This is a genomic window from Flindersiella endophytica (genome assembly GCF_054779015.1).
In genome coordinates, this window is record NZ_BAAGYY010000043.1 from 230,919 (window position 1) to 251,727 (window position 20,809).

Annotated in this window: 20 protein-coding genes; 18 read left to right on the forward strand and 2 right to left on the reverse strand. The window is 68.4% G+C overall.

What is annotated here, in order from left to right:
* Nucleotides 1–41 precede the first annotated feature (41 nt).
* The 4 genes from ACYVF6_RS44345 (at nt 42) to ACYVF6_RS44360 (ending at nt 4,002) form a co-directional block, all read left to right on the forward strand.
* Nucleotides 42–1,190, forward strand: coding sequence for a sensor histidine kinase (locus tag ACYVF6_RS44345; RefSeq protein ID WP_460532546.1), 1,149 nt, complete (start codon nt 42–44; stop codon nt 1,188–1,190).
* Between the two features lie 111 nt (nt 1,191–1,301).
* A complete protein-coding gene (locus ACYVF6_RS44350) occupies nt 1,302–2,018 on the forward strand; it encodes a LuxR C-terminal-related transcriptional regulator (RefSeq protein ID WP_460532549.1) in 717 nt (238 codons plus the stop codon).
* A gap of 5 nt (nt 2,019–2,023) precedes the next feature.
* Nucleotides 2,024–2,476 carry a DUF6640 family protein gene (locus ACYVF6_RS44355; RefSeq protein WP_460532552.1) on the forward strand — a complete coding sequence of 151 codons (453 nt, stop codon included), beginning with the start codon at nt 2,024–2,026 and terminating at the stop codon, nt 2,474–2,476.
* A gap of 44 nt (nt 2,477–2,520) precedes the next feature.
* Nucleotides 2,521–4,002, forward strand: a complete 1,482-nt coding sequence (locus tag ACYVF6_RS44360) for a vanadium-dependent haloperoxidase (RefSeq protein ID WP_460532555.1) — start codon at nt 2,521–2,523, stop codon at nt 4,000–4,002.
* A 75-nt stretch (nt 4,003–4,077) separates the two neighbouring features.
* Here ACYVF6_RS44360 and ACYVF6_RS44365 read toward each other — a convergent pair whose 3' ends face one another.
* A complete protein-coding gene (locus ACYVF6_RS44365) occupies nt 4,078–5,421 on the reverse strand; it encodes a sensor histidine kinase (protein WP_460532558.1) in 1,344 nt (447 codons plus the stop codon).
* Nucleotides 5,422–5,593: 172 nt separating this feature from the next.
* On the opposite strand from ACYVF6_RS44365, the gene ACYVF6_RS44370 reads away from it, so the two are divergent.
* Nucleotides 5,594–7,651, forward strand: a complete 2,058-nt coding sequence (locus ACYVF6_RS44370; RefSeq protein ID WP_460532561.1) for a multicopper oxidase family protein — start codon at nt 5,594–5,596, stop codon at nt 7,649–7,651.
* Between the two features lie 7 nt (nt 7,652–7,658).
* Here ACYVF6_RS44370 and ACYVF6_RS44375 read toward each other — a convergent pair whose 3' ends face one another.
* Nucleotides 7,659–8,405 (reverse strand): HAD family hydrolase, encoded by a 747-nt coding sequence (locus ACYVF6_RS44375; RefSeq protein ID WP_460532564.1) that lies wholly within the window; start codon nt 8,403–8,405, stop codon nt 7,659–7,661.
* Between the two features lie 223 nt (nt 8,406–8,628).
* Here ACYVF6_RS44375 and ACYVF6_RS44380 point away from each other — a divergent pair, with 223 nt between their 5' ends.
* The 13 genes from ACYVF6_RS44380 to ACYVF6_RS44440 all read left to right on the forward strand — a co-directional run bounded on the left by ACYVF6_RS44380 (nt 8,629) and on the right by ACYVF6_RS44440 (nt 20,793).
* The gene (locus ACYVF6_RS44380; RefSeq protein ID WP_460532567.1) at nt 8,629–9,900 is read left to right on the forward strand and encodes a beta-ketoacyl-[acyl-carrier-protein] synthase family protein; all 1,272 of its coding nucleotides are present in this window, start codon (nt 8,629–8,631) and stop codon (nt 9,898–9,900) included.
* Nucleotides 9,897–11,171: a ketosynthase chain-length factor gene (locus tag ACYVF6_RS44385; protein ID WP_460532570.1), complete on the forward strand. Its 1,275-nt coding sequence runs from the start codon at nt 9,897–9,899 to the stop codon at nt 11,169–11,171. The genes ACYVF6_RS44380 and ACYVF6_RS44385 overlap by 4 nt, the downstream gene beginning before the upstream one ends.
* Nucleotides 11,168–12,223: a class I SAM-dependent methyltransferase gene (locus tag ACYVF6_RS44390; protein WP_460532573.1), complete on the forward strand. Its 1,056-nt coding sequence runs from the start codon at nt 11,168–11,170 to the stop codon at nt 12,221–12,223. The genes ACYVF6_RS44385 and ACYVF6_RS44390 overlap by 4 nt, the downstream gene beginning before the upstream one ends.
* A 63-nt stretch (nt 12,224–12,286) precedes the next feature.
* Nucleotides 12,287–12,613, forward strand: coding sequence for an antibiotic biosynthesis monooxygenase family protein (locus tag ACYVF6_RS44395; protein ID WP_460532576.1), 327 nt, complete (start codon nt 12,287–12,289; stop codon nt 12,611–12,613).
* Nucleotides 12,610–14,256 (forward strand): Rossmann-fold NAD(P)-binding domain-containing protein, encoded by a 1,647-nt coding sequence (locus ACYVF6_RS44400; protein WP_460532579.1) that lies wholly within the window; start codon nt 12,610–12,612, stop codon nt 14,254–14,256. Before ACYVF6_RS44395 ends, ACYVF6_RS44400 begins: the two co-directional genes overlap by 4 nt.
* Complete coding sequence (locus ACYVF6_RS44405; protein WP_460532582.1) at nt 14,253–14,615, forward strand: TcmI family type II polyketide cyclase; 363 nt, start codon at nt 14,253–14,255, stop codon at nt 14,613–14,615. The genes ACYVF6_RS44400 and ACYVF6_RS44405 overlap by 4 nt, the downstream gene beginning before the upstream one ends.
* Nucleotides 14,615–15,046, forward strand: coding sequence for a cupin domain-containing protein (locus ACYVF6_RS44410; protein ID WP_460532585.1), 432 nt, complete (start codon nt 14,615–14,617; stop codon nt 15,044–15,046). The genes ACYVF6_RS44405 and ACYVF6_RS44410 overlap by 1 nt, the downstream gene beginning before the upstream one ends.
* Before the next feature lie 51 nt (nt 15,047–15,097).
* The gene (locus ACYVF6_RS44415) at nt 15,098–15,331 is read left to right on the forward strand and encodes a phosphopantetheine-binding protein (protein ID WP_460532588.1); all 234 of its coding nucleotides are present in this window, start codon (nt 15,098–15,100) and stop codon (nt 15,329–15,331) included.
* 11 nt (nt 15,332–15,342) lie between these two features.
* Entirely contained in the window at nt 15,343–15,813 is a 471-nt protein-coding gene (locus tag ACYVF6_RS44420) for an SRPBCC family protein (RefSeq protein WP_460532591.1), read from the forward strand.
* Nucleotides 15,810–17,492 (forward strand): acetyl-CoA carboxylase carboxyltransferase subunit alpha, encoded by a 1,683-nt coding sequence (locus ACYVF6_RS44425; RefSeq protein ID WP_460532594.1) that lies wholly within the window; start codon nt 15,810–15,812, stop codon nt 17,490–17,492. The genes ACYVF6_RS44420 and ACYVF6_RS44425 overlap by 4 nt, the downstream gene beginning before the upstream one ends.
* Before the next feature lie 46 nt (nt 17,493–17,538).
* The gene (locus tag ACYVF6_RS44430) at nt 17,539–17,946 is read left to right on the forward strand and encodes an acetyl-CoA carboxylase biotin carboxyl carrier protein (protein ID WP_460532597.1); all 408 of its coding nucleotides are present in this window, start codon (nt 17,539–17,541) and stop codon (nt 17,944–17,946) included.
* 8 nt (nt 17,947–17,954) lie between these two features.
* Nucleotides 17,955–19,331 (forward strand): acetyl-CoA carboxylase biotin carboxylase subunit, encoded by a 1,377-nt coding sequence (locus ACYVF6_RS44435; RefSeq protein ID WP_460532600.1) that lies wholly within the window; start codon nt 17,955–17,957, stop codon nt 19,329–19,331.
* A gap of 7 nt (nt 19,332–19,338) precedes the next feature.
* Entirely contained in the window at nt 19,339–20,793 is a 1,455-nt protein-coding gene (locus tag ACYVF6_RS44440) for a methyltransferase (protein ID WP_460532603.1), read from the forward strand.
* Nucleotides 20,794–20,809 lie beyond the last annotated feature (16 nt).

Genomic DNA, 20,809 nt, shown 5'->3' on the forward strand with positions numbered 1-20,809 from the left:
CGCTTGGGTGTGATCGCGGCGCGCGAAGGTACTTGCTGTACGTGCGCTCGCTCCTCGCAGATCTCGCGTTCGTGACCGCGGCGACGGTCGCCAACCTGACCGCTGTGGCGGTCGCCGAGGAACCGCACTCCAAGCCGCCGGATCTGCTGGCCTACGGCATCTGCCTGCTCATGGGCCTGTACCTGTTCGGGCGCAGGCGATCGCCGCGGATCGTCCTGCTCCTGTCCGTGGTGACGTTGTTCTACTACTACTCGCTGGACTATCCGGGCGTCGACCCGACTCTTCCACTGGCGACGGCGCTCTACGTGACGATGGTCGCCGGGTATACCAGGTTGACGGTCGTCGTCATCGTCTGCTTCTTCACCCTCAGCCTGGTGGTCGACAAGTTCGTCTTTCACGAACCCACGCTGGCGATCCTCGCCGACGCGGCCAAGGACGACTCGCTCTTCGTAGTCGTCGTCCTGCTCGGCAAGACCGTGCTCAACCGGCGGGATCGGCTACGTGACGCCCAGGATCGCCTTGCCCGGTTGGAAAGCGGACAAGAGCACGACATCGCCCGGCGGGTGACCGAGGAACGGCTGCGGATCGCGCGCGACATGCACGACGTGGTGGCGCACGCGATCTCGGCCATCGCCGTGCAGGCCGCGCTCGCCGACGACACGCTGAAAGCCGGACATCTCGTGCAGGCCCGGATGGCCGTACGTTCGGTACGCGCCGCAGCCAGGAAGGCCCTGGCCGAAGTCGGGACGCTGGTCGGGCTGATGCGCAGAGGCGACGACGCGGGAGCGGAGCTGACGCCCGCGCTCGGCGTCGGCGACCTCGGAACGGTCCTCGAGCCCGCACGCGAGGCAGGGCTCGAAGTGGAGGCCGAGATCGGGCGAACGCTCGACACCGACCCGCTTCCGTCGGCGGTCGACCTCGCGGTCTACCGGATCGTCCAGGAGTCGCTGACGAACGCGCTCCGGCATGCCCGCGCGGCTTCCGTGCGCGTATGCGTCCGCAGGGAAGGGCGGGACGTGCTGGTCGAGGTTGTCGACGACGGACGAGCCAGGCCTCGCCGGAAACCCGGAACTTCCGGAAACGGCATAGTGGGCATGACGGAACGGGCCCGGAGCCTGCACGGATCACTGGAGGCCGGGCCGCTGCCCAGCGGTGGATTCCGCGTGTACGCAAGGATTCCGGTCGGCTGACGCCATGGTGTACGCCGTGCGGCGTAGACCACTCCTGAAGACGTACGGGAACTCGCGTAAGTCCAGGTCGAATCGTAGACGGCCGAACGAGAGCTTCGTAGCCTTTGGCACGTGGACCCCTCGAAGAGGCGCCATACCGATCCGATTCGCGTCGTGATCGTGGACCGTCACATGCTGGTCCGGGACGGTCTTCGGGAAATCCTGCACACACAGGAGGATCTCGTCGTTGTCGGCGACGCCGGCAGCAGCCGGCACGGCGTCAGCGTCGTCGCCGACACGCAGCCGAACGTCGTCCTGCTCGACACCGACACACCTGGCGGCGACATCGGCGAAACGATCCAGAGCATGCGATGCGCCGCTCCGGACTCCAAGGTGATCGTGCTCGCACAGCGAGACCAACCATGGTTGATCCATGAGCTGCTGTCGTCCGGCATCCGCGGATACCTTCCGAAAAGTACGAGTGGACAGGCACTGGTCTCGACGATCCGGAACGCCTGCGGAGACGAGGGATCAGTCACCGTGACGGTGCCGTGCGAGAGTCTCACCTCGCCAGGTCCCGAGCGGAACGGATGCGGGCTGTCGGGCCGCGAGACCGGAATTCTCGAGCTCGTCGCGGTGGCGATGACCAACGCGCAGATCGCCTCGAAGCTCAACCTGTCGGAGTCGACTGTGAAACGCCATCTGCACCATGCCTTCCGCAAGTTGGACGCGGTTTCACGATTGGATGCTGTCAACAAGGCGGCGGCACGGTCGCTGATCTCCGTTCCTACTGACGTGGACGGCGTGGAGCGGCTCTGTACGCCTTCCAACCGAGTCGAAGGTGGGTGAGTGCTATGCGAGCGAACCGTTCCGGGCTGGTGCTGCTGACCCTGGTTCAGGTCGCGACTGTGGCGTCGGTGTTCGGATTCCAGTGGAACGACACGCACGTGTTCGATCCCGAATGGCATCCGCATGCCCGGTTCCACATCGTTCAGCTGATGGGTTTCGTGACGGCTGTGGCCGTCCTCGGCGTGTGGCTGCTGTGGCGGCGATCCTCTGAGCCACTGGTCGGCGCGACGGTGGCAACGGTCGCGCCACTGGTGTTCTGGGCCGGAGAGTTCTACGCCCAACTGGTGCCCGGCACGAGCCCGGCGTTCGATCCGCGGCATCCGAACACGATCGAGCTGGCCGGGATCACGGTGTACGGCAACCTGCTGTTCGCCGGGATCATGATCGTGCTGGCTGTCGTGGGGTTCTCGCTGGTGCTGAGAGGCGTTCGCCACAAGCACCGATCGGAGGTGCGCTAGCGCCGGCGACGTACGCGACCACCCACAAAGGAGATGTTCCCACGATGAAATCGAGACGTACTCGGACCACGCGTCTGAAGTACTGGCTCACCCTCACCACAGTGACGGCGCTGCTGGGAACGGCGGCCTCTGCCGCGGCGGCTGCGCCACAGCAGGCGGAGGCGTTCGACCTCGACCACGACAACGTCCTGCGCCTGATCTTCGAGCCCTTCCAGGCAGCGGATCGCAGGGACACACCGGACGGCGCCGATGTCCCGCTGATAGCCGATCACGCCCTGACGGTGGAGATCGGGTGGTTCGACGCCATCGCGCCCTACCACCCGACAGCGATCGGCATCTACTCCAACCTCGGCCGCCGGCCGAGAAGCGAGGACACCATCCGCAACAAGAACATCGCCGTGATGTACGCCGCCTACACCGGGCTCGAGGCCACGTTCCCCGAGTCCGACCGGGAGTGGCGCGCCATGGTCGAGGCGGCGGGTCTCGATCCCGACAACAGGGAGGAGAACACCACCACACCGGCGGGTCTCGGCAACCTCGCGGCCAGAAAGGTACTGGAGGCGCGCAGGCACGACGGCTCGAACCGCTACGGTGACGAGGGCGGCCGCACGTACAACCGCAGGCCGTACGCCGACTACAGCGGCTACGAACCGGTCAACACCGCCTACGAACTCCGCGACCCGTCGCGCTGGCAGCCTGACATCCTGCCGTCTGCCGGAGGGTTCGCCATCCAGCAGTTCTCGGCCCCCTTCTACGGCCGGGTCGAGCCGGTCTCGTATCGCAGTCCTGCCGAGTTCAGCGTGGCGCCTCCGATCAACAGTGACGTCCACAACCGCGCGGGCTACAAGCGCCAGGCCGACGAAGTGCTCCAGGCGTCAGCCGGCCTGACCGACCGGCAGAAGATGACCACCGAGTTCTTCTACGACAAGCTCTCGAGCCTCGGGGAAACCCTCGGCACGGCGGCGGTCGAGGGCAGACACCTCGACATCGAGGACTCCGTTCACTACTTCGCCACCGTCGAGATGGCCGTCTTCGACACCACCGTCGCCACCTGGTACTTCAAGCGGAAGTACGACGCGGTCCGGCCGTTCAGCGCGATCCGCTACCTGTACGGCGACCGGAAGATCACGGCCTGGGGCGGCCCGGGCAAGGGCACCGTCGACGACATCACCGGTCGCGAGTGGCGGCCCTACATGCAGACGTCCAACCATCCCGAGTACCCCTCCGCCTCCTCCGCGCTCTGCCTGGCCTACGCCCAGGCGGCACAGCGCTTCTTCGGTGACGAGAAGACCGACATCACCGTTCACCGGGCGAAGGGCTCCTCGCAGGTCGAGCCGGGCGTCACGCCGGCGACCGACATCACCCTGCACTGGGACAACTGGAACACGCTGGCCCGCGACTGCGGCATGTCCAGGCTCTGGGCCGGCATCCACTTCCGCTCCGCGATCGAGAACGTGAGCGGGTTCGCTCCGAAGATCGGCGACGGGACGTACGCGTTCGTCCAGCGCAAGCTCAACGGTGGCTGACTGATTGACTGACCGACCAACCGACCCGGGCGGCGTCTCGACCGAGGCGCCGCCCGGTGTTCTCCACCCGCACGCTCAACCCCCGCCCTCAGAACCGCCCCAGGTGGGAATCCGCGCGTGCACCCGGAACCCTCCCCCGGAGACCGGCCCCGCCTCCAGCGACCCCCGCAACGCCAGCGCCCGCTCGGTCATCCCGATGATCCCGTATCCCGGCGAGACGACGCTCGGGCCGCCTGCTCCGTAAGGCACACCTCGCCCGTCGTCGACAACGTCGATCACCAGGTCGTTGCCGTCCCGGCGGATCGCGATGCTGATCGTGTCGGCGTTCGCGTGCCGGAGGGCGTTGGTGAGCGACTCCTGGACGATGCGGTAGACGCCGAGATCGACTGCCGCGGGAAGTGGGGTTCCCCACTCGGCGACGTCGACCTCGACGCGCAGGCCCGCGTCCCGCGCCCGTTCGTACAGCTCGCTCAGGTCACCGACGCCGGGTGCCGGCGAGCGCGAGGCCGCCTCGCCGTCCCGGCGCAGGATCCCGACCAGCGAGTTGAACTCCGCCATCGCCCGTAATGCGACGGCACGGACATCCCGGACGGCGGTTCGCGCCTTGTGCAGCCGTCCGCTGCGCAGCGTGTCGTCGGCGAGCGCGGCCTGCACACTGATCGTCGAGATCGTGTGGGCGAGCACGTCGTGCATGTCACGGGCGATCTGCAACCGCTCCTCGGCGATCCGCCGCGCGGCCTCGCGCTCGCGTTCGCGTTCCAGGCGGGTCAGCCGCTCGTCGGCGGCGGCGAGCCGGATCCGCCTGGTGAGAACGGCGTGGCCGAGCAGGATGACCATCACGAACAGCGAGATGTCCTTGAGGGTTTCGGCCAGCCCGGTCACCAGCGTCATGTCGAAGACCACTTCGCGATAGACCATGCCGACGACGGTGAGCAGCGCGCAGACCGCGACGGCCAGCCGAGTGCGGCCCGCGACCGAAGCGGAGTAGATCGCGGCGGCCAGTGGGAGCCCGGGCTCGACGCCGGGGTAGTCCATCCGGTAGTAGGCGAACAGCAGGCCCAGCGTCGCCAGCAGCACCAGACGTGGCCGGCGCCGCCGCCCGAACATCAGCAGACCCATCGCCACCGCCAAGATGTACGCGAAGGCGTCCGGCGGCCGCGAGTCGGGTTCTTCGGCGACCGTGATCGCACTCATCATGCCGACCGTGGCCACCACGGCCAGCCAGGTGTCGAAGGCCAACGGCGGGATGCTGGTCCAAGCCCGTAGCCAGTTGTCGGCCGCGAACTCGCGTACGACGTCGATCAGGCGCAGCCGGCGGCGGAACTCCTCACGGGCGAGCCGGCCGACAGCCCGCCGCCTCAACAGGCTCCGGCGCCTGTCGCCCTTGGTCCACTGGTCGCGTCCACGTTCATCGACCATTCTCGAAGCGTTACGCAGGAGCGCGGATGTGGCAAGGTGCCGTACCGATCGATGTCCGATCTACGGCGACGCGCGTACGCCTGGACGCGATCCGTACGGCAGATTGCGTCCCGAACTGTCGGCGCCGGGCGGATTCGATCGTCGCGATCGGAACCTAGCCTCAGGTACAGCCATGTGGAAGCTGTTGCGGAGTGACGACATCAGCACGGTGCTGTCCGGGCTGGGGGCCCTGCTGTGGCTGGTGGCCGGTTTTCTCGCGGGACGGCTGGCGACCGCCGGCCCCGAGCGGGGACGCCGCCGGAGAGCTCGCTTGTTGCTCGTCCTGCTGGTGCCGGCCGCCGTTCCGGTCGCGGTCAAGCTGACGAACATCGGCCTGCGCCTGCTGGACGGCTGGTGGTTCGCCGCGGACGGCCTCATCGTCGTGGCACCGTTGCTCGCCGGCCCGCTGACGGCGGTCGCCGTGCACGTCCTGCCACGGCTCTGGCGGCTGGCCCGGGTAAGCGGCGACGACACCCGGCTGGATCCGGTGGCCGTTGCCGAGATCCAGCTCGTGCCGTTCGCGATCCTGCTGGCCGCCTACGTCGGCCACATCGCCCAGCCGGCCTCCCCTTACGTCGGGGACGTGGTGGCGTCGTGGCTCGTGCTCGTCCTGACCGGAGCGGCGTTGTGGTACCGCCAGTGCCACCGGCAACGAACCCTGGGAACTCGCCGGAGCCTGCTGCGGCGGGTCTGGCACGCCGCCGCGCCGGTGCTCACGGCGCTGGTCCTGCTCGCGTCCGCCTTCGCCTACTTGCGATCCGGCAGCTTTCCGCCGGAGCAGGCCAGCGCGGCGGGCCATCACACCACGGACTCCGGCGGCGGTCCGGTCGCCTCCGACGCCCACCCCACGAACATCGCGACCCTGACCGGGCCGAGCGGCCCGCCCGACCGTTCGTTCACGCTGGTCGCCGCGCGCCGGCAGGTCCGGCTCAGCGGCGGCGAGGTGGTCGACGGGATGGCGTTCAACGGGCGGGTGCCCGGACCGGAGCTGCGGGTCAGGCGCGGCGAGCTGGTCAACGTACGGCTGGTCAACAAGCTGCCGGCCGCCGGCGTCACGATCCACTGGCACGGGCTCGACGTGCCCAACGCCGAGGACGGCGTGGCCGGCGTGACGCAGAACGCTGTTCCGCCAGGCCGATCGCACGTCTACCGGTTCCGCGCCGACCAGGTGGGCACGTTCTGGTATCACACGCATCAGGAGCCGTTCAGGTCCCTGCGAGCCGGCTTGTTCGGTGCGCTGGTGGTCCTTCCCGCCACGGGCGAGCTCCCGGACGCCCAGGCGGACTTCACCGTGCTGGCCAACACCTGGGCCGCACCGGGCGGGCCACGACCGGCGTTCGGTACGTCGGAGGGCCTGCGGCGGAGGGTCGTCAGGCCGGGCACCCGGGTGAGGCTGCGGCTGGTCAACACCGACAGCCATCCGACCGACGAGGCCCAGCGGCGCGCGTTCGCCTTGTCCGGCACGTCGTTCAAGGTGGTGGCGATCGACGGCACCGACCTGAACCGGCCGACACCGTTGCGGGACGTCAGGTTGCGCGTACCCGCGGGCGGGCGGTACGACCTCTCGTTCGTGATGCCGAGGTCTCCCGTCCGCCTCACCGACCTGACGAATCCGGCGGGCGGGGAGGTCTTCGTTCCGGACGCGGCCGGCGCCACCAACGCGGCCGCGATCCCGCGGCCGGCGCTGGACGCGCCCGCGTTCGACCCGCTGGACTACGGCACGGATCGCCCGACACCGTTCGACGAGAACAGTGTGTACGACCGCAGCTTCGAGCAGGTCGTCGACGACGGCCTCGGCTTCGCCAACGGCCGCCTCGACTTCGTGGCGACGATAAACGGGGAACGGTTCCCGGACGTCCCGACCATGGTGGTGAGCGAGGGCGACCTGGTGAAGGTCACGGTGGTCAACCTCAGCCACAACGAGCATCCGTTCCACCTGCACGGCCATCACGTGCTCGTGCTGTCGGTCAACGGAAGGCGCTCCACCGGCAGCCCGTGGTGGACCGACACGTTCGGCGTCGGCCGTGGCGAGGTCGTGGAAGTGGCCTTCCGGGCCGGCAACCCCGGCGTCTGGATGGACCACTGCCACAACCTCGAGCACGCGGCCAACGGGATGGCGCTGCACCTGACATACGACAACGTGAGGTCGCCGTATCTCGTCGGGCGCAGGAGCGGGAACATCCCGGAGTAACGCTCTCTCATTGCAGGTAGTACATCGGGTTGGGGAGTTTCAGATGATGGTCGGCATGACCGCCGGCCACCTCGTTTTCCTGGTCGGCGATGTCGAGCAGGATGTCGTATCCGTTCGACTCGAGATACTTCCGGGTGCCTGTCCTGAACTGGGCCGTGGTGCACTCGGGTTCGCAGTATTCCAGATACGGCGGAGGATTTTCCCGGTTGCGTAGGATGAGGCGGTCCGGGCGAACGTCCGGGAATTCGCCTTCGACCAAGTCACGTGCGGTGTACACACGCTGGTTCTCGGGGCGTCCGGAAAGGTAGAAGATCTCGATGCCCCGGCCCTCGGCCCATTGCGCGAGTGCCGGCGTACCGAAGACCGGATCCATGATGTTGTCCTTGACGTACTGCTCCGCCTCTTCCCGGTCGTAGGCGAAGTCGTTGCTCGCTTCGTAGGTGTAGGTGTTGAGCGTGGTGTCGTCGACATCCAGCAACAGAACGGGTTTGCCGTCGGCCGGATCGTGGGCGGCGAGCGCCTTCCTCAGTATCGGCCTCGCCTTCGCGACCTCACGCGCGACGTCCCGGGCGTACTCCGAGTCGTCCGACGCGCGAAAGTCGCCGTGGTCTCCGTAGTATTCCTTGATCTGCTGCTTGTGCAGACCGAGATTTCCGATCTCGTGCTCTCCGGCCGCGGCCTGGCTGACGATTCCAGCCGATATCGCGAGCAGGCCGGATGCGAGCCAGATCGCTGTTCTTTCCGTTGTTTTCATGAGAGCCAGCGTAAAACCGAAAACTGCCGGAAAGCTCTACAACTTTCGATACCTCGATACACCGTTGGATGCAAGCACAATGACCCGGTTGGGCAATTGATGCAGTGGCGGAGCCGGCGTTAGGTTGGTCGGTGATGCGACTGAAATCGAAAGAAGCGGCTCGATTGGAACTAGTCCAATTCTGCGGCTGTTGCGAGGAGAATTCAAGTGCATCGGAAAATAGATGACTGAACGTAGAGTAGTGATCAGCGGATGTGGTGTCGCCGCACCTGGTGGCTTGGGCACCAAGGCCTTCTGGCAGCTCCTCACAAGTGGCCGCACGGCCACCAGAACCATTTCGTTCTTCGATCCTTCGCCGTTCCGCTCCAGGGTGGCCGCCGAGTGCGACTTCGACGCGGAGGCGGCCGGCCTGACACCGCAGGAGATCCGGCGGATGGATCGGGCAACCCAGCTCGCGGTCGTCTGTGCCCGGGAGTGCCTGGCGGACAGCGGGTTGGCGGTCGGGGCCGCCGACCCGCACCGCACAGGCGTGACCGTGGGCACCGCGGTGGGAGCGACGATGAGCCTCGAGCGGGAGTACGTCGTCGTCAGTGACGGCGGCAGGCTCTGGCACACCGACCACACCTACGCCGTACCGCACCTGTTCGACTGCCTCGTGCCCGGTGCGTTCGCTCGCGAGATCGCGTGGGACGTCGGTGCCGAAGGTCCCGCGGCGGTCGTGTCGACCGGCTGCACTTCAGGACTCGACTCCGTGGGCCATGCCCGTGCGCTGATCCGGGAAGGCTCGGCGGACGTGATGATCGCCGGGGCGACGGACGCCCCGATCTCGCCGATCACACTCGCGTGCTTCGACGCCATCACGGCGACCACCGCGCGCAACGACGACCCCGAGCACGCCTCCCGGCCCTTCGACCGCACGCGCGACGGGTTCGTGCTCGGCGAGGGAGCGGCGATGTTCGTTCTCGAGGAGCGTGAACACGCCAGGCGCAGGGGTGCTCCGGTCTACGCGGAGATCGTGGGCTTCGCGTCCAGGTCCAACGCGTTCCACATGACCGGGCTGCGGCCCGACGGCCGGGAGATGGCAGAGGCGATCCGGGTCGCGACCGCCGAAGCCCGCGTCGCGCCGGACGACATCGGCTACATCAACGCGCACGGGTCCGGTACGAAGCAGAACGACCGGCACGAGACCGCCGCGTTCAAACGAAGCCTCGGCGACCACGCCTACCGGACGCCGGTGAGCTCCATCAAGTCCATGGTCGGGCACTCCCTCGGCGCGATCGGATCCATCGAGATCGCCGCGTCCATCCTGGCGATCGAGCACGGTGTCGTACCACCGACGGCCAACCTGCACGAGAGCGACCCGGAGTGCGATCTCGACTACGTACCCCTCGAGGCCCGTGAGGTCGACCTCGACCTGGTGCTGAGCGTGGGCAGCGGATTCGGCGGGTTCCAGAGCGCGATGCTGCTCGCGAGTCCTGGAAGGAGCGACTCGTGACCGCCGCCTGTGTGACCGGACTGGGTGTCGCAGCGCCGAACGGGCTCGGTGTCGAGGACTTCTGGGCGGCGACGCTCGCCGGCAAGAACGGCATCGACCGGATCAGCAAGTTCGACCCGAGCACCTACCCCGCCCAGCTGGCCGGCGAGGTGCCCGGCTTCGAGCCGGCCGAGCACGTGCCGAGCCGGCTGCTGCCGCAGACCGACCACCTCACCCGGCTCGCGCTCGCGGCCGCCGACTGGGCGCTGGCCGATGCCGGCGTCGACCCCGAAACGCTGCCGGAGTACGGCATGGGGGTCGTCACCGCGAGCTCCTCCGGTGGTTTCGAGTTCGGCCAGCGGGAGCTCCAGACCCTTTGGCAACAAGGGCCGGAGACGGTCAGCGCCTACCAGTCGTTCGCCTGGTTCTACGCCGTCAACACCGGCCAGATCTCCATCCGGCACGGAATGCGCGGCCCGACCGGCGTGCTGGTCACCGAACAGGCCGGCGGCCTGGACGCGGTGGCCCAGGCCAGGCGCCAGCTACGACAGGGCGTCCGGCTCGTCCTCACGGGAGGTTTCGACGCGTCGGTGTGTCCCTGGGGCTGGGTCGCCCAACTCGCGAGCGGGCGGATGAGCACGAGCGACGACCCGGACGCGGCCTACCTCCCGTTCGACGAACGCGCCTCCGGCTATGTGGCCGGCGAGGGCGGGGCCATCCTCGTACTCGAGCCGGCCGGCTCGTCCCGACCCGGAGAACGCCATGAGTACGGCGAGATCGCGGGATACGGCGCGACGTTCGACCCTCCGCCGAAGTCCGGCCGCGAGCCGGGCCTGCGCCGCGCCGCCCTGCTGGCGTTGGAGGACGCCGAGCTGGGCCCGGCCGATGTCGATGTGGTCTTCGCCGATGCCGCCGGCACCCCTGAGCTCGACGCGACCGAGGCGCGGGCGATCACCGGCATCTTCGGGGCCCGGGCGGTGCCCGTCACCGCGCCCAAGACCATGACCGGCCGGCTCTACGCCGGCGGCGCCGCCGTCGACCTGGTGGCGGCGCTGCTCAGCCTCAGAGACGGCGTCATCCCACCGACCATCAACCTACGAAGGCTCGCGGCGGAATGCGAGCTGGACGTGGTCCGGGCCGAGCCGCGTACGGCACCGGTACGGACCGCCCTGGTGCTGGCCCGCGGATACGGCGGATTCAACGCCGCCATGGTGGTCCGCGCGCCCGAGCATCCGCCCATGACCCCAGACCTGACAGTAACCAAGACCAGAGAAGGAAAGGCACGCTCATGACGGCGCCCAACCTCGCAGCGACGGCGAACTTCGATTCCGCGCAGCAGCGTGAGCTTCGCGAGCAGCAGATCGCGGTCCTCGGCAGCTGGCGGCAGATCGGGCAGGTCATCTACGCCCTGAGCGAGCTCGGGATCGCTGACCACCTGCTCGAAGGGCCGAAGAGCCCGAAGGTGCTGGCGGCGGTCACCGAGACCGATCCGGACGCACTGCGCCGCGCGCTGCGCTGCGCCGCGGCCGTGGGAATCTTCACCGAGGACGAGTCGGGCTGCTTCTCGCTGACGCCGTTGTCGGAGGGCCTGCTCTCGGAGAAGGTCGGCGGACTGCGGCCGATGGTGTTGTTCAGCTCGCTCGAGCTCACCCGCGCGGCCTACGCCGAGATCCTCTACAGCCTGCGAACCGGCAAGCCCGCCTTCGACCACGTCTTCGGCATGCCGTTCTACGACTACCTGGCCGCCCATCCCGAGGACGGCAGGTTCTTCGAGTCGTTCATGAGGCACTGGAGCAGGCGGCTGGCCGACCGGTTCGCCGGACAGATCGCACCCGAGCGCTTCACCCGGATCGCCGACATCGGCGGCGGCACGGGCTACTTCCTCTCGCAACTGCTGCGGCGCAGCCCGACGAGCTCGGGCGTGCTGTTCGAGCTCTCCTCGGTCGTCGCCGGCGCCGAAGAGGAGCTGCGGGAGAACGGCGTCGACGACCGGGTGCAGCTCGTCGCCGGCGACTTCTTCACCGACGAGCTCCCGGCCGACTGCGACGCCTACGTCCTCAAGTCGATCCTGCACAACTGGGCCGACGAGCCGTGCGAGGCCATCCTCCGGCGGGTCCGCGCCGCCATGCGAAACAGCTACAGCCGGCTCGTCGTCCTCGACCAGGTGGTTCCCCCGCTCAACCACTGGGACCACTCCAAGGTCATCGACATGGACATGCTCGTCCTGTTCGGCGGCAAGGAACGCACGCTGGCGGAGTGGAGGCAGCTGTTCGACCGGACCGGGTTCGAGCTCGCCAACCAACCGGAGACGGGCTGGGCCGTACTCGAAGCCAAGCCGGTCTAGCCGGACACCCGTCGTTCCATCCGAACTGTGCGCACGCCGTCAGGACCGCGTAAGGAGGCACAGATGCCCTACATAGCAACAGACCAGTCCGTCGTCACGATGATCAACACCTTCACCGTCGAGCCGGAGAACCAGAAACGCCTGGTCGAGCTGCTGGTCGAGGCCACCACGTCCGTGATGTGCAAGCAGCCGGGGTTCGTCTCGGCGAGCTTCCACGCAAGCCTCGACGGCACTCGCGTGACCAACTACGCCCAATGGGAGAGCAAGGAGAAGTTCGAGGCGATGCTCGACAACCCCGAGGTGCACCCGCACTTCCGGGAGGTCCGGGCGATCGCCACTCCTGAGATGAATCTCTACCAGGTCAGCTACGTCGAGGAAGTGCCTCGATGACCGCTCACGAGCACACGAACGTCCTGATCGTCGGCGGCGGCCCGGTCGGCCTGTCGGCGGCGCACTTCCTGTCCGCGCAGGGTGTCCTGCCCATTCTGGTCGACAAGCGGCCGGAGCCGTCGGTCATTCCGCGGGCTACCGGCATCCACGCCAGAACCATGGAGCTGTTCCGGTCGACCGGCCTGGAGCCCGCGATCCGCCAAGCAGGCATGGAGATCGTCGGACCCGGCAAGCAGCTGGACGACGTCCGGGCCGGCCGGGCCATCCCGCTGCTCATGCTCGGAGCCTCGTCGATGGCCGAGCTGGACAAGGGCTTCGTCATGGAGTCGCACGACGTGCCGTACGCCGAGTTCACGCCGTGCATGCCGATCTGGTGCGGCCAGGACCGCTACGAGCCGCTCATCCTCGCCTCCGCACGCGACAAGGGATCCGACATCCGGTTCGGGACGCGACTGGTCTCGCTGGAGGAGCAGGGCGACGGCGTGCGCTGCACGCTAGAGCACGCTTCGTCGGGCCGGACGTATGTTGTCGACGCCGACTACGTGGTGGCGGCCGACGGCGTACGCAGCCCGTTGCGGCGGATGCTCGGCGTCGGGCATCGCAGCGAGGGCGTGGCCGGGCACTTCGTCAACATCGTCTTCCGCGCCCAGGTCCGCCTCCCGGCGGGGATTCCCGCGTTCACGTTGATGTACGTGCACAACGAGCGGGCCCAGGGCTTCGTCGTGTTCCTGGAGCCCGGCCGTTGGATGTTCAGCGTCAACTACGACCCTGAGCGGGGTGAGTCCCACACCGACTTCGACACGGAACGCTGCGTCGAGCTCGCCCGGGTCGCGGCCGGAGATCCTGCCCTGGACGTCGAGATCGAGTCGTTCACACCGTGGGAGGCCAGGCACCTGGTGGCCGACACCTACCGGCACGGGCGCGTCTTCTTCGCGGGTGACGCCTGCCACGCGCATCCGCCGGCGGGCGGATTCGGTGTCAACGCGGGGATCCAGGACGTGCACAACCTGGCCTGGAAGCTGCGCGGTGTGGTCCAGGGCTGGGCCGATCCCGGCCTGCTCGACACCTACGAGGCGGAACGCCGTCCGGTCGGTGCCGCGACCGCGGACCAGGCCTGGATGCTGTTCCGGTCGCGCGGCCGGCTGGCCGAGGACGACCGGGACAAGTTCCGCGACTTCGTCATCGTGACGATGGGATACCGCTACGCCTCCGCGGCGATCGCCGGATCGGGCCGATCCATCGACGTCCTCCCACGGGAGCTCACGTTCACCGGCGAGCCCGGCAGCCGCGCACCACACCGCTGGGTCACCTACGGCGGCAGGGCAGTCTCCACGATCGACGTGTTCAAGGACTCCTTCGTCGTGCTCACCGGTGCCGACGGCGCGCGCTGGGCCGACGCGGCCGACCACGCCGCCTCGAAGCTGGAGATTCCCTTGCGGGCCTACCGTCTGGGCGCCACCGGCGACCTGCGCGACGACGAGAGCTGGTGGACCGAGACCTGCGGGCTACCCGCCGACGGTGCCTGGCTCGTCCGGCCGGACGGCTTCGTGGCCTGGCGTTCCGACGGTGCCGACGCCGATCCCGAGAACACGCTCATCGAAGTCGTCGACCAGATCGTCGCGACAGAAAGGAGCCGAGCATGACGTTTCGAGCCCTGATGGTCATGCGCATGAAACCCGAGAACGCCGGCCCGGTGGCCGACATCTTCGCCAAGCACGACCAGGAAGACGAGATGCCGCACTTCATGGGTCTCACGAGGCGCACGCTGTTTCGGCACCACGACCTGTACATGCATCTCATCGAGGCCGACACAAACGTGCTCCCCCGGCTCTACGAAGCCCGGAAACGGCCCGACTTCAACGACGTCAACACCCAGCTCGCCGGCTACCTCGAGCGTTATCGGCCCGAGCAGTGGACGGAGCTCTCGGACTCGATCGCCACGCCGTTCTACACCTGGTCGCCCGACCAGGGCGTCGACACTCAGGGCTGGTGGTCCGGATAATGCATCGTCAATCGCTGGTCAAAGTGGCCAGGCAGGACGTGCCGGGCAACTCACGACTCGGCGGCGACGTCCGGGTCCTGCTGAGCCCCAACACCGTGGGCGCCACGGACGGTTTCATGGGCACGATCGCCCTGGAGCCGGGCGACTACGTCGCGGAGCAGTACAACCCCTACTCCGACAAGTTCTGCTATGTCGTGAAGGGCTCGGTCACCATGTGGGTCGACGGGGTCGACATCCACGTGGAGACGGACGAAGCGCTGATGGTCCGCCGCGGTCAACGGCACCGGTTCGAGAACGACACCGATGCGCAGGCGTTCCTGGTCTTCCAGATCTGCCCGCTGGCACCGCGTCCGGAACTCGGGCACGTCGACACCGAACAGCCACCGAACGCCGACGATCCGCCGCCGGCGGTCGGCGGCCCCGCAGCGTGATGAGAGGCAACAGCAAAGGAGACGACCGTGCGTCAATTCACCATTGACGACTTGCAACGAATTATGGAGAAGGCCGCGGGTGCGCCCGAGACGGTCGACTGGGAAGCGCCGGACACGCTCCAGACGCCCTTCAGCGACATCGGGTACGACTCGCTCGCGCTGCTCGAGTTCGCCTCGCGCGTCCAGGGCGAGTATCACGTGCCGATCCCGGACGGCGTGGTGGAGGTGATGCGGACACCCGGCAACGCGCTCGACTACATCAACCAGCATCTCGAGACGCAGTGAGGCGGCAAGCCATGGCAGGCCACACGGACAACTCCGTCCACATCAACGCACCGTTCGATCTGGTGTGGGAGACGACCAACGACCTCGGGTCGTGGCCGGAGCTCTTCAACGAGTACGCGTCGGTCGACATCCTGCGGCAGGACGGCGACGCTGTGACGTTCCGGCTCACCATGCGCCCGGACGCCCAGGGGAAGGTCTGGAGCTGGGTCTCCGAACGCGTGGTCGACCGGGAGGCACGCAACGTCCGGGCCCGCAGGGTCGAGGTGGGCGTGTTCAAGTACATGTATCTCTTCTGGGAGTACGAGGACACCGGCGACGGCGTGCACATGCGCTGGGTGCAGGACTTCGAGCTGAAGCCCGGCGCGTTCACCGACGACGCGAGCATGACCGAGCATCTCGACAAGTCCACACAGGCCAACCAGACGCACATCAAGGCTGTCCTGGAGAGGAGAGCGGCCGAGCTGCAGGGGTCGGCACGATGACCTGCGACTGGGTCGTCTGCGAAGGGTGCCGGACGCTGTTGTATCGCAGGCGTTTCGAGCGCCACCTCGACGTGTGTGCCGAGTGCGGTCACCATGCACCGCTGACCGCGCGGCGACGGCTGGACCTCCTGCTCGACCCCGGCAGCGCGGAGCCGCTCGACGTCGGCGCGGAGACCGTCGATCACCTGGGCTTCGTCGACTCCAGGAGCTACCCCGACCGGCTGCGAGAGGCTCGCGACCGGACCGGGATGCCCGAAGCCGTTCTGTGCGTGCGAGGCCGGATCGACGGCCATCCGGTCGTCGTCGCGGCGATGGACTTCCGCTTCCTGGGCGGCAGCCTCGGCGGTGCCGTCGGCGAGCTGATCACGCAGGCCGCGGAGCACGCGTTGCGCGATCGTACGCCGCTGCTGATCGTCAGCGCGTCCGGTGGCGCGCGCATGCAGGAGGGCGCGATCTCGCTGATGCAGATGGCGAAGACCAGTGCCGCTCTCGGCCAGCTCGACGACGCCGGGGTTCTGACGGTGTCGATCGTCACTGATCCGACGTACGGCGGAGTCGCCGCGTCCTATGCCACGTCGTGCGACGTGATCATCGCCGAGCCCGGCGCCCGGCTCGGGTTCGCCGGACCGCGCGTGATCCGGCAGACCATCAAACAGGAGCTCCCGGAGGGCTTCCAGACGGCGGAGTACCTCCTGGACAAGGGACTGATCGACGACATCCAGCCGAGGTCGTCCCTGCGTACGGTGCTGTCGCGGCTCCTGACGTTCGCCGAGCCGGGAGGCCCACCGCCACGTTCGCCGGACGGACCGCCCGCGCCACGTCGCCGACCCGAAACCACGGATGCGTGGGAGGTCGTGCAGCTCGCGCGCCAGCTGGAACGCCCGACCACGCTCGACTACATCGGCTATCTCTTCGAGTCCTTCCACGAGCTACACGGAGACCGCCTGTCGGGCGACTGCTCCGCGATCGTGGGCGGCGTCGGAGTGCTCGAAGGCCGGCCGGTCGTCGTGGTCGGCCACCAGAAGGGGCACAACCCGGCAGAGCTCATGGCGCGAAACTTCGGCATGGCCGAACCCGCGGGCTACCGCAAGGCGGCCAGGCTGATGCGCCTGGCGGCGAAGCTCGGTGTCCCCGTCGTGACGCTGATCGACACGCCGGGTGCGTATCCGGGCATCGCGGCCGAGGACCAGGGCCAAGCCCTCGCCATCGCGGAGAACCTGCGGCTGATGGCCGGACTGCCCGTACCCGTGGTCGCCGTGGTCACGGGAGAAGGCGGCAGCGGCGGCGCGCTGGCGCTCGGCGTCGCCAACCGGGTGTTGATGTGCGCCAACGCCATCTACTCCGTGATCAGCCCGGAGGGCTGCGCGGCGATTCTCTGGAAGGATTCCGCGCTGGCTCCGACCGCGGCGAAGGCCCTGGGACTGCGGGCGTCCGACCTGCTCCGCCACGAGGTGATCGACGCGATCGTGCCGGAGCCGGACGGCGGGGCACAGCAGGATCCGGCCGAGGCCGCCTGCCTGCTCGGGGATGCGCTGGTCGGCGCCGTCGACGAGCTCCGGGACGTCCGGCCCGACCAGCTCGTACGCGACCGGCGAGCCCGGTTCCGCCGGATGGGCCTGACCGCCGGTAGCGAGGAAGGAGGACGAGATGGCGCCTGGCTCGAGTTCGCACGATCTTGACGCGCTCGAAACCTTTTGCAGGAACGCGACCGAGCTGCTCAGATCGTTGTCCGACGCACCGCGCTCGCTGCGGCTTCGGGCCGGAGAGCTCGCGGTCGAGATGGAGTTCCAGCCGGTACCGGACGCCACGGAGCCGGCAGCACCGCTGCCCACCGGCTCGCTCGACCCGGGACCGGCCGACGAGGACGCCGGGCTGCGTTACATCACCGCGCCGCTGGTTGGGACGTTCTACCGCGCGCCCGAACCCAACGCCGCGCCGTTCGTGACCGAAGGCGATCAGGTCCAGCCGGGACAGCAGGTGGCGATCGTCGAAGCGATGAAGACGATGCTGCCGGTCGAGTCCGAGCTGGCCGGTGAGGTCGTCAAGATCCTGGTGCCCGACGGCGGCTCCGTCGAGTACGGCGAGCACCTGATCGCCGTCGCACCCACGGAACCGGAGCCGGGACAGGAGTAGGGATTCGCGTGTTCGACTCGGTGCTCATCGCCAACCGCGGCGAGATCGCGTGCCGCATCGCACGCACCTGCCGCGAGCTCGGCCTGCGTACGGTCGCGGTCTACTCCACCGCCGATCGGGACTCCGACGTGGTGCGCTACGCCGACGAAGCCGTGCACATCGGTCCGGCCCCGCCGCGCCGCAGCTACCTCAACGTTCCGGCGATCGTCGAGGCGGCCAAACGGACCGGAGCCGAGGCCGTCCACCCCGGCTATGGGTTCCTGTCGGAGGATCCCGACTTCGCCGAGATCTGTGCCGAGAACGATCTCACGTTCATCGGGCCACCGCCGGACGTCATGGAACGGCTTGCCGACAAGGCACAGGCCCGGAGCCTGATGGCCGACGCCGGCCTGCCGGTGGTGCGAGGCAGTGCCGACGCGATGCCGAACGTCACGGCTGCCAGGGAGGCCGCGAGCCGCACCGGCTATCCGGTGGCCATCAAGGCCGTGGCCGGCGGTGGCGGACGTGGCATCCACGTCGTAACGGACGAGGCGGAGTTCAACCACGCCTTCCTGCGGTCCTGTTCCGAGGCGCAAACGCTCTTCGGCGACAACCGGGTCTACCTGGAACGCTACGTCGAGTCCGCGCGGCACGTCGAGGTGCAGGTCCTGTGCGACGGGCACGGAAACGCCATCCACGTAGGCGAACGCGACTGCTCGGTCCAGCGCAGGCACCAGAAGCTGATCGAGGAGGCACCCGCCCCCGACCTGCCCCCGGACCTCGTCGAGCAGATCCGGGAGGCCGCCGTCCGTGGCGCCCGCGCGGTCGGCTATCGCGGCGCGGGCACGTTCGAGTTCCTCGTCGACCCCGCCCGGCGGTTCACGTTCATGGAGGTGAACTGCCGGATCCAGGTCGAGCATCCGGTCAGCGAGCTGGTGTCGGGGCTGGACCTGGTACGCGAACAGATCCTGGTGGCCGGCGGAGAACGCCTGAGCGTAGGTCAGGACGACGTCGACCTGCGTGGCGTCGCCGTCGAGTGCCGGGTGAACGCGGAGGATCCGCGCCGCGGCTTCATCCCGACGCCCGGCAACCTCGAGGAGTTCCGGCCGCCGGGTGGGCCGTTCGTCCGCGTCGACACGCACGGGCGGCCCGGGTACCGCATCCCGTCCGACTACGACTCCCTGCTCGCCAAGACGATCGTGTGGGCGCCGGACCGCACCCAGGCGCTGACCCGGATGGCGCGCGCCCTGCGCGAGTTCCGGATCGCCGGTCCCGGCGTCTGCACCACAATCGAGTTTCTCCTTACGACGCTGGAACATCCGCTGTTCCAGGCCGCCAAACACGACACGTCCCTGGTCGAGACCGTGCTCGCCGAAACCGCCATGCCCAACCCCGCTCGGGAGTGACTATCCGATGACCGCGAACACCGAACAGATTCGCAGCTGCTACGACGCCGTCAACCGCGGCGACCTGGACTCCGCGCTCAGGCGCTTCGCGTCCGACGCCGAGTTCGCCGTTGCCGGCGAGGCCGAGGACGCCCCGCTCGGCGGAGCCAGGCACGGCAGAAGGGAGGTCCAGACGTTCCTCCGGCAGGCGCACACCGTCCTCTCCGAGCTGCATGCGACACCGGAGGAGTTCCTGGAGTCCGGCGACCGGGTGGTCGTCCTCGGAACGCAACAGCTGCGGGACGGCTCCACCGGCCGGGAGTGCGCCGTGGAGTTCGCGCACGCCTGGCGGCTGCACGACGGCAAGATCGTCGAGTTCACCGACTACCACGACACCGCGAAGGTGCGACGGCGGCTCGGTGGCGCCGAGGCGAACACCGACGCGGAGTCCGACCCGCTGCGGGGCCTGTGGGACGTCGTCCACACCGGCCTCGGCTTCTGGGACGCCGGCGTGCTGATGTCGGCCGTCCAGCTCGGTGTCTTCGCCGATCTGGCGCGGCGACCGGACGCGACGCTCGACGAGCTCACCGAGCGGCTCGGGCTGCATCCCCGTGGTGCGAGGGACTTCCTCGACGCGCTGGTCGCGCTTCGCCTGCTCGAGCGCGAGGGCGGCCGCTACCGCAACACCGCGGCCGCCGGGACGTACCTCGATCCGGCCAAGCCCGAGTCCGACGTGTCCGGCTTCCTCGGATTCGTTCACGGCAGGTTCTACCAGACCTGGGCCGACCTGCCGCAGGCGCTTCTGACCGGCGAACCACAAAGCGACATCACGGCCGGAGGCATGGACGCCTTCAAGGCGCTCTACGCGGATCCGGAACGCGTACGGCGGTTCCAGCGAGCCATGCACGGGGCGTCGCTCGGAGCCAAGCTGGTGCTGAGCGAGAAGTTCCCCTGGGACAAGTACCACACGGTCGCCGACATCGGCTCGGTCGCCGGACCTCTCCTCATCCGGCTGGCCTCGCGCCATCGCCACCTGCGTGGGATCGGCTTCGACCTGCCGCCGGTCCAACCGTGGTTCGAGGAGGCCGTCACCGAAGCGGGCCTCGCCAGCCGGCTCCGGTTCCAGGCCGGGGACTTCTTCACTCATCCGCTGCCCTCGGCCGACGTGATCGTACTGGGTCACGTCCTGCACGACTGGGACCTTTCGACCAAGAAAACCCTGCTGGGCAAGGCCTTCGCCGCACTGCCGCCCGGCGGTGCCGTCCTGGTCTACGACGGCATGATCGACGACGACCGTCGCGAGAACATCCACGGCCTGCTGACCAGCCTGCACATGCTCCTGGTCAGCCCAGGTGGTTACGACTACACCAGTGCGGACTGCCTCGGCTGGCTTCGCGAGACCGGCTTCGAAGCCTGCTATGCCGAGCGGTTGGCCGGACCGGAGTCCATGGTCGTGGGTCACAAGCCGGAAAACATCGCGTAGGAAGGCGACAGCATGC

Coding starts and splice junctions, on each gene's coding strand:
- ACYVF6_RS44355 (WP_460532552.1), top strand. CDS start 2,024: ATGCGAGCGAACCGTTCCGGGCTGGTGCTGCTGACCCTGGTTCAGGTC.
- ACYVF6_RS44360 (WP_460532555.1), top strand. CDS start 2,521: ATGAAATCGAGACGTACTCGGACCACGCGTCTGAAGTACTGGCTCACC.
- ACYVF6_RS44365 (WP_460532558.1), bottom strand. CDS start 5,421: ATGGTCGATGAACGTGGACGCGACCAGTGGACCAAGGGCGACAGGCGC.
- ACYVF6_RS44370 (WP_460532561.1), top strand. CDS start 5,594: ATGTGGAAGCTGTTGCGGAGTGACGACATCAGCACGGTGCTGTCCGGG.
- ACYVF6_RS44375 (WP_460532564.1), bottom strand. CDS start 8,405: ATGAAAACAACGGAAAGAACAGCGATCTGGCTCGCATCCGGCCTGCTC.
- ACYVF6_RS44380 (WP_460532567.1), top strand. CDS start 8,629: ATGACTGAACGTAGAGTAGTGATCAGCGGATGTGGTGTCGCCGCACCT.
- ACYVF6_RS44390 (WP_460532573.1), top strand. CDS start 11,168: ATGACGGCGCCCAACCTCGCAGCGACGGCGAACTTCGATTCCGCGCAG.
- ACYVF6_RS44395 (WP_460532576.1), top strand. CDS start 12,287: ATGCCCTACATAGCAACAGACCAGTCCGTCGTCACGATGATCAACACC.
- ACYVF6_RS44400 (WP_460532579.1), top strand. CDS start 12,610: ATGACCGCTCACGAGCACACGAACGTCCTGATCGTCGGCGGCGGCCCG.
- ACYVF6_RS44405 (WP_460532582.1), top strand. CDS start 14,253: ATGACGTTTCGAGCCCTGATGGTCATGCGCATGAAACCCGAGAACGCC.
- ACYVF6_RS44410 (WP_460532585.1), top strand. CDS start 14,615: ATGCATCGTCAATCGCTGGTCAAAGTGGCCAGGCAGGACGTGCCGGGC.
- ACYVF6_RS44420 (WP_460532591.1), top strand. CDS start 15,343: ATGGCAGGCCACACGGACAACTCCGTCCACATCAACGCACCGTTCGAT.
- ACYVF6_RS44425 (WP_460532594.1), top strand. CDS start 15,810: ATGACCTGCGACTGGGTCGTCTGCGAAGGGTGCCGGACGCTGTTGTAT.
- ACYVF6_RS44440 (WP_460532603.1), top strand. CDS start 19,339: ATGACCGCGAACACCGAACAGATTCGCAGCTGCTACGACGCCGTCAAC.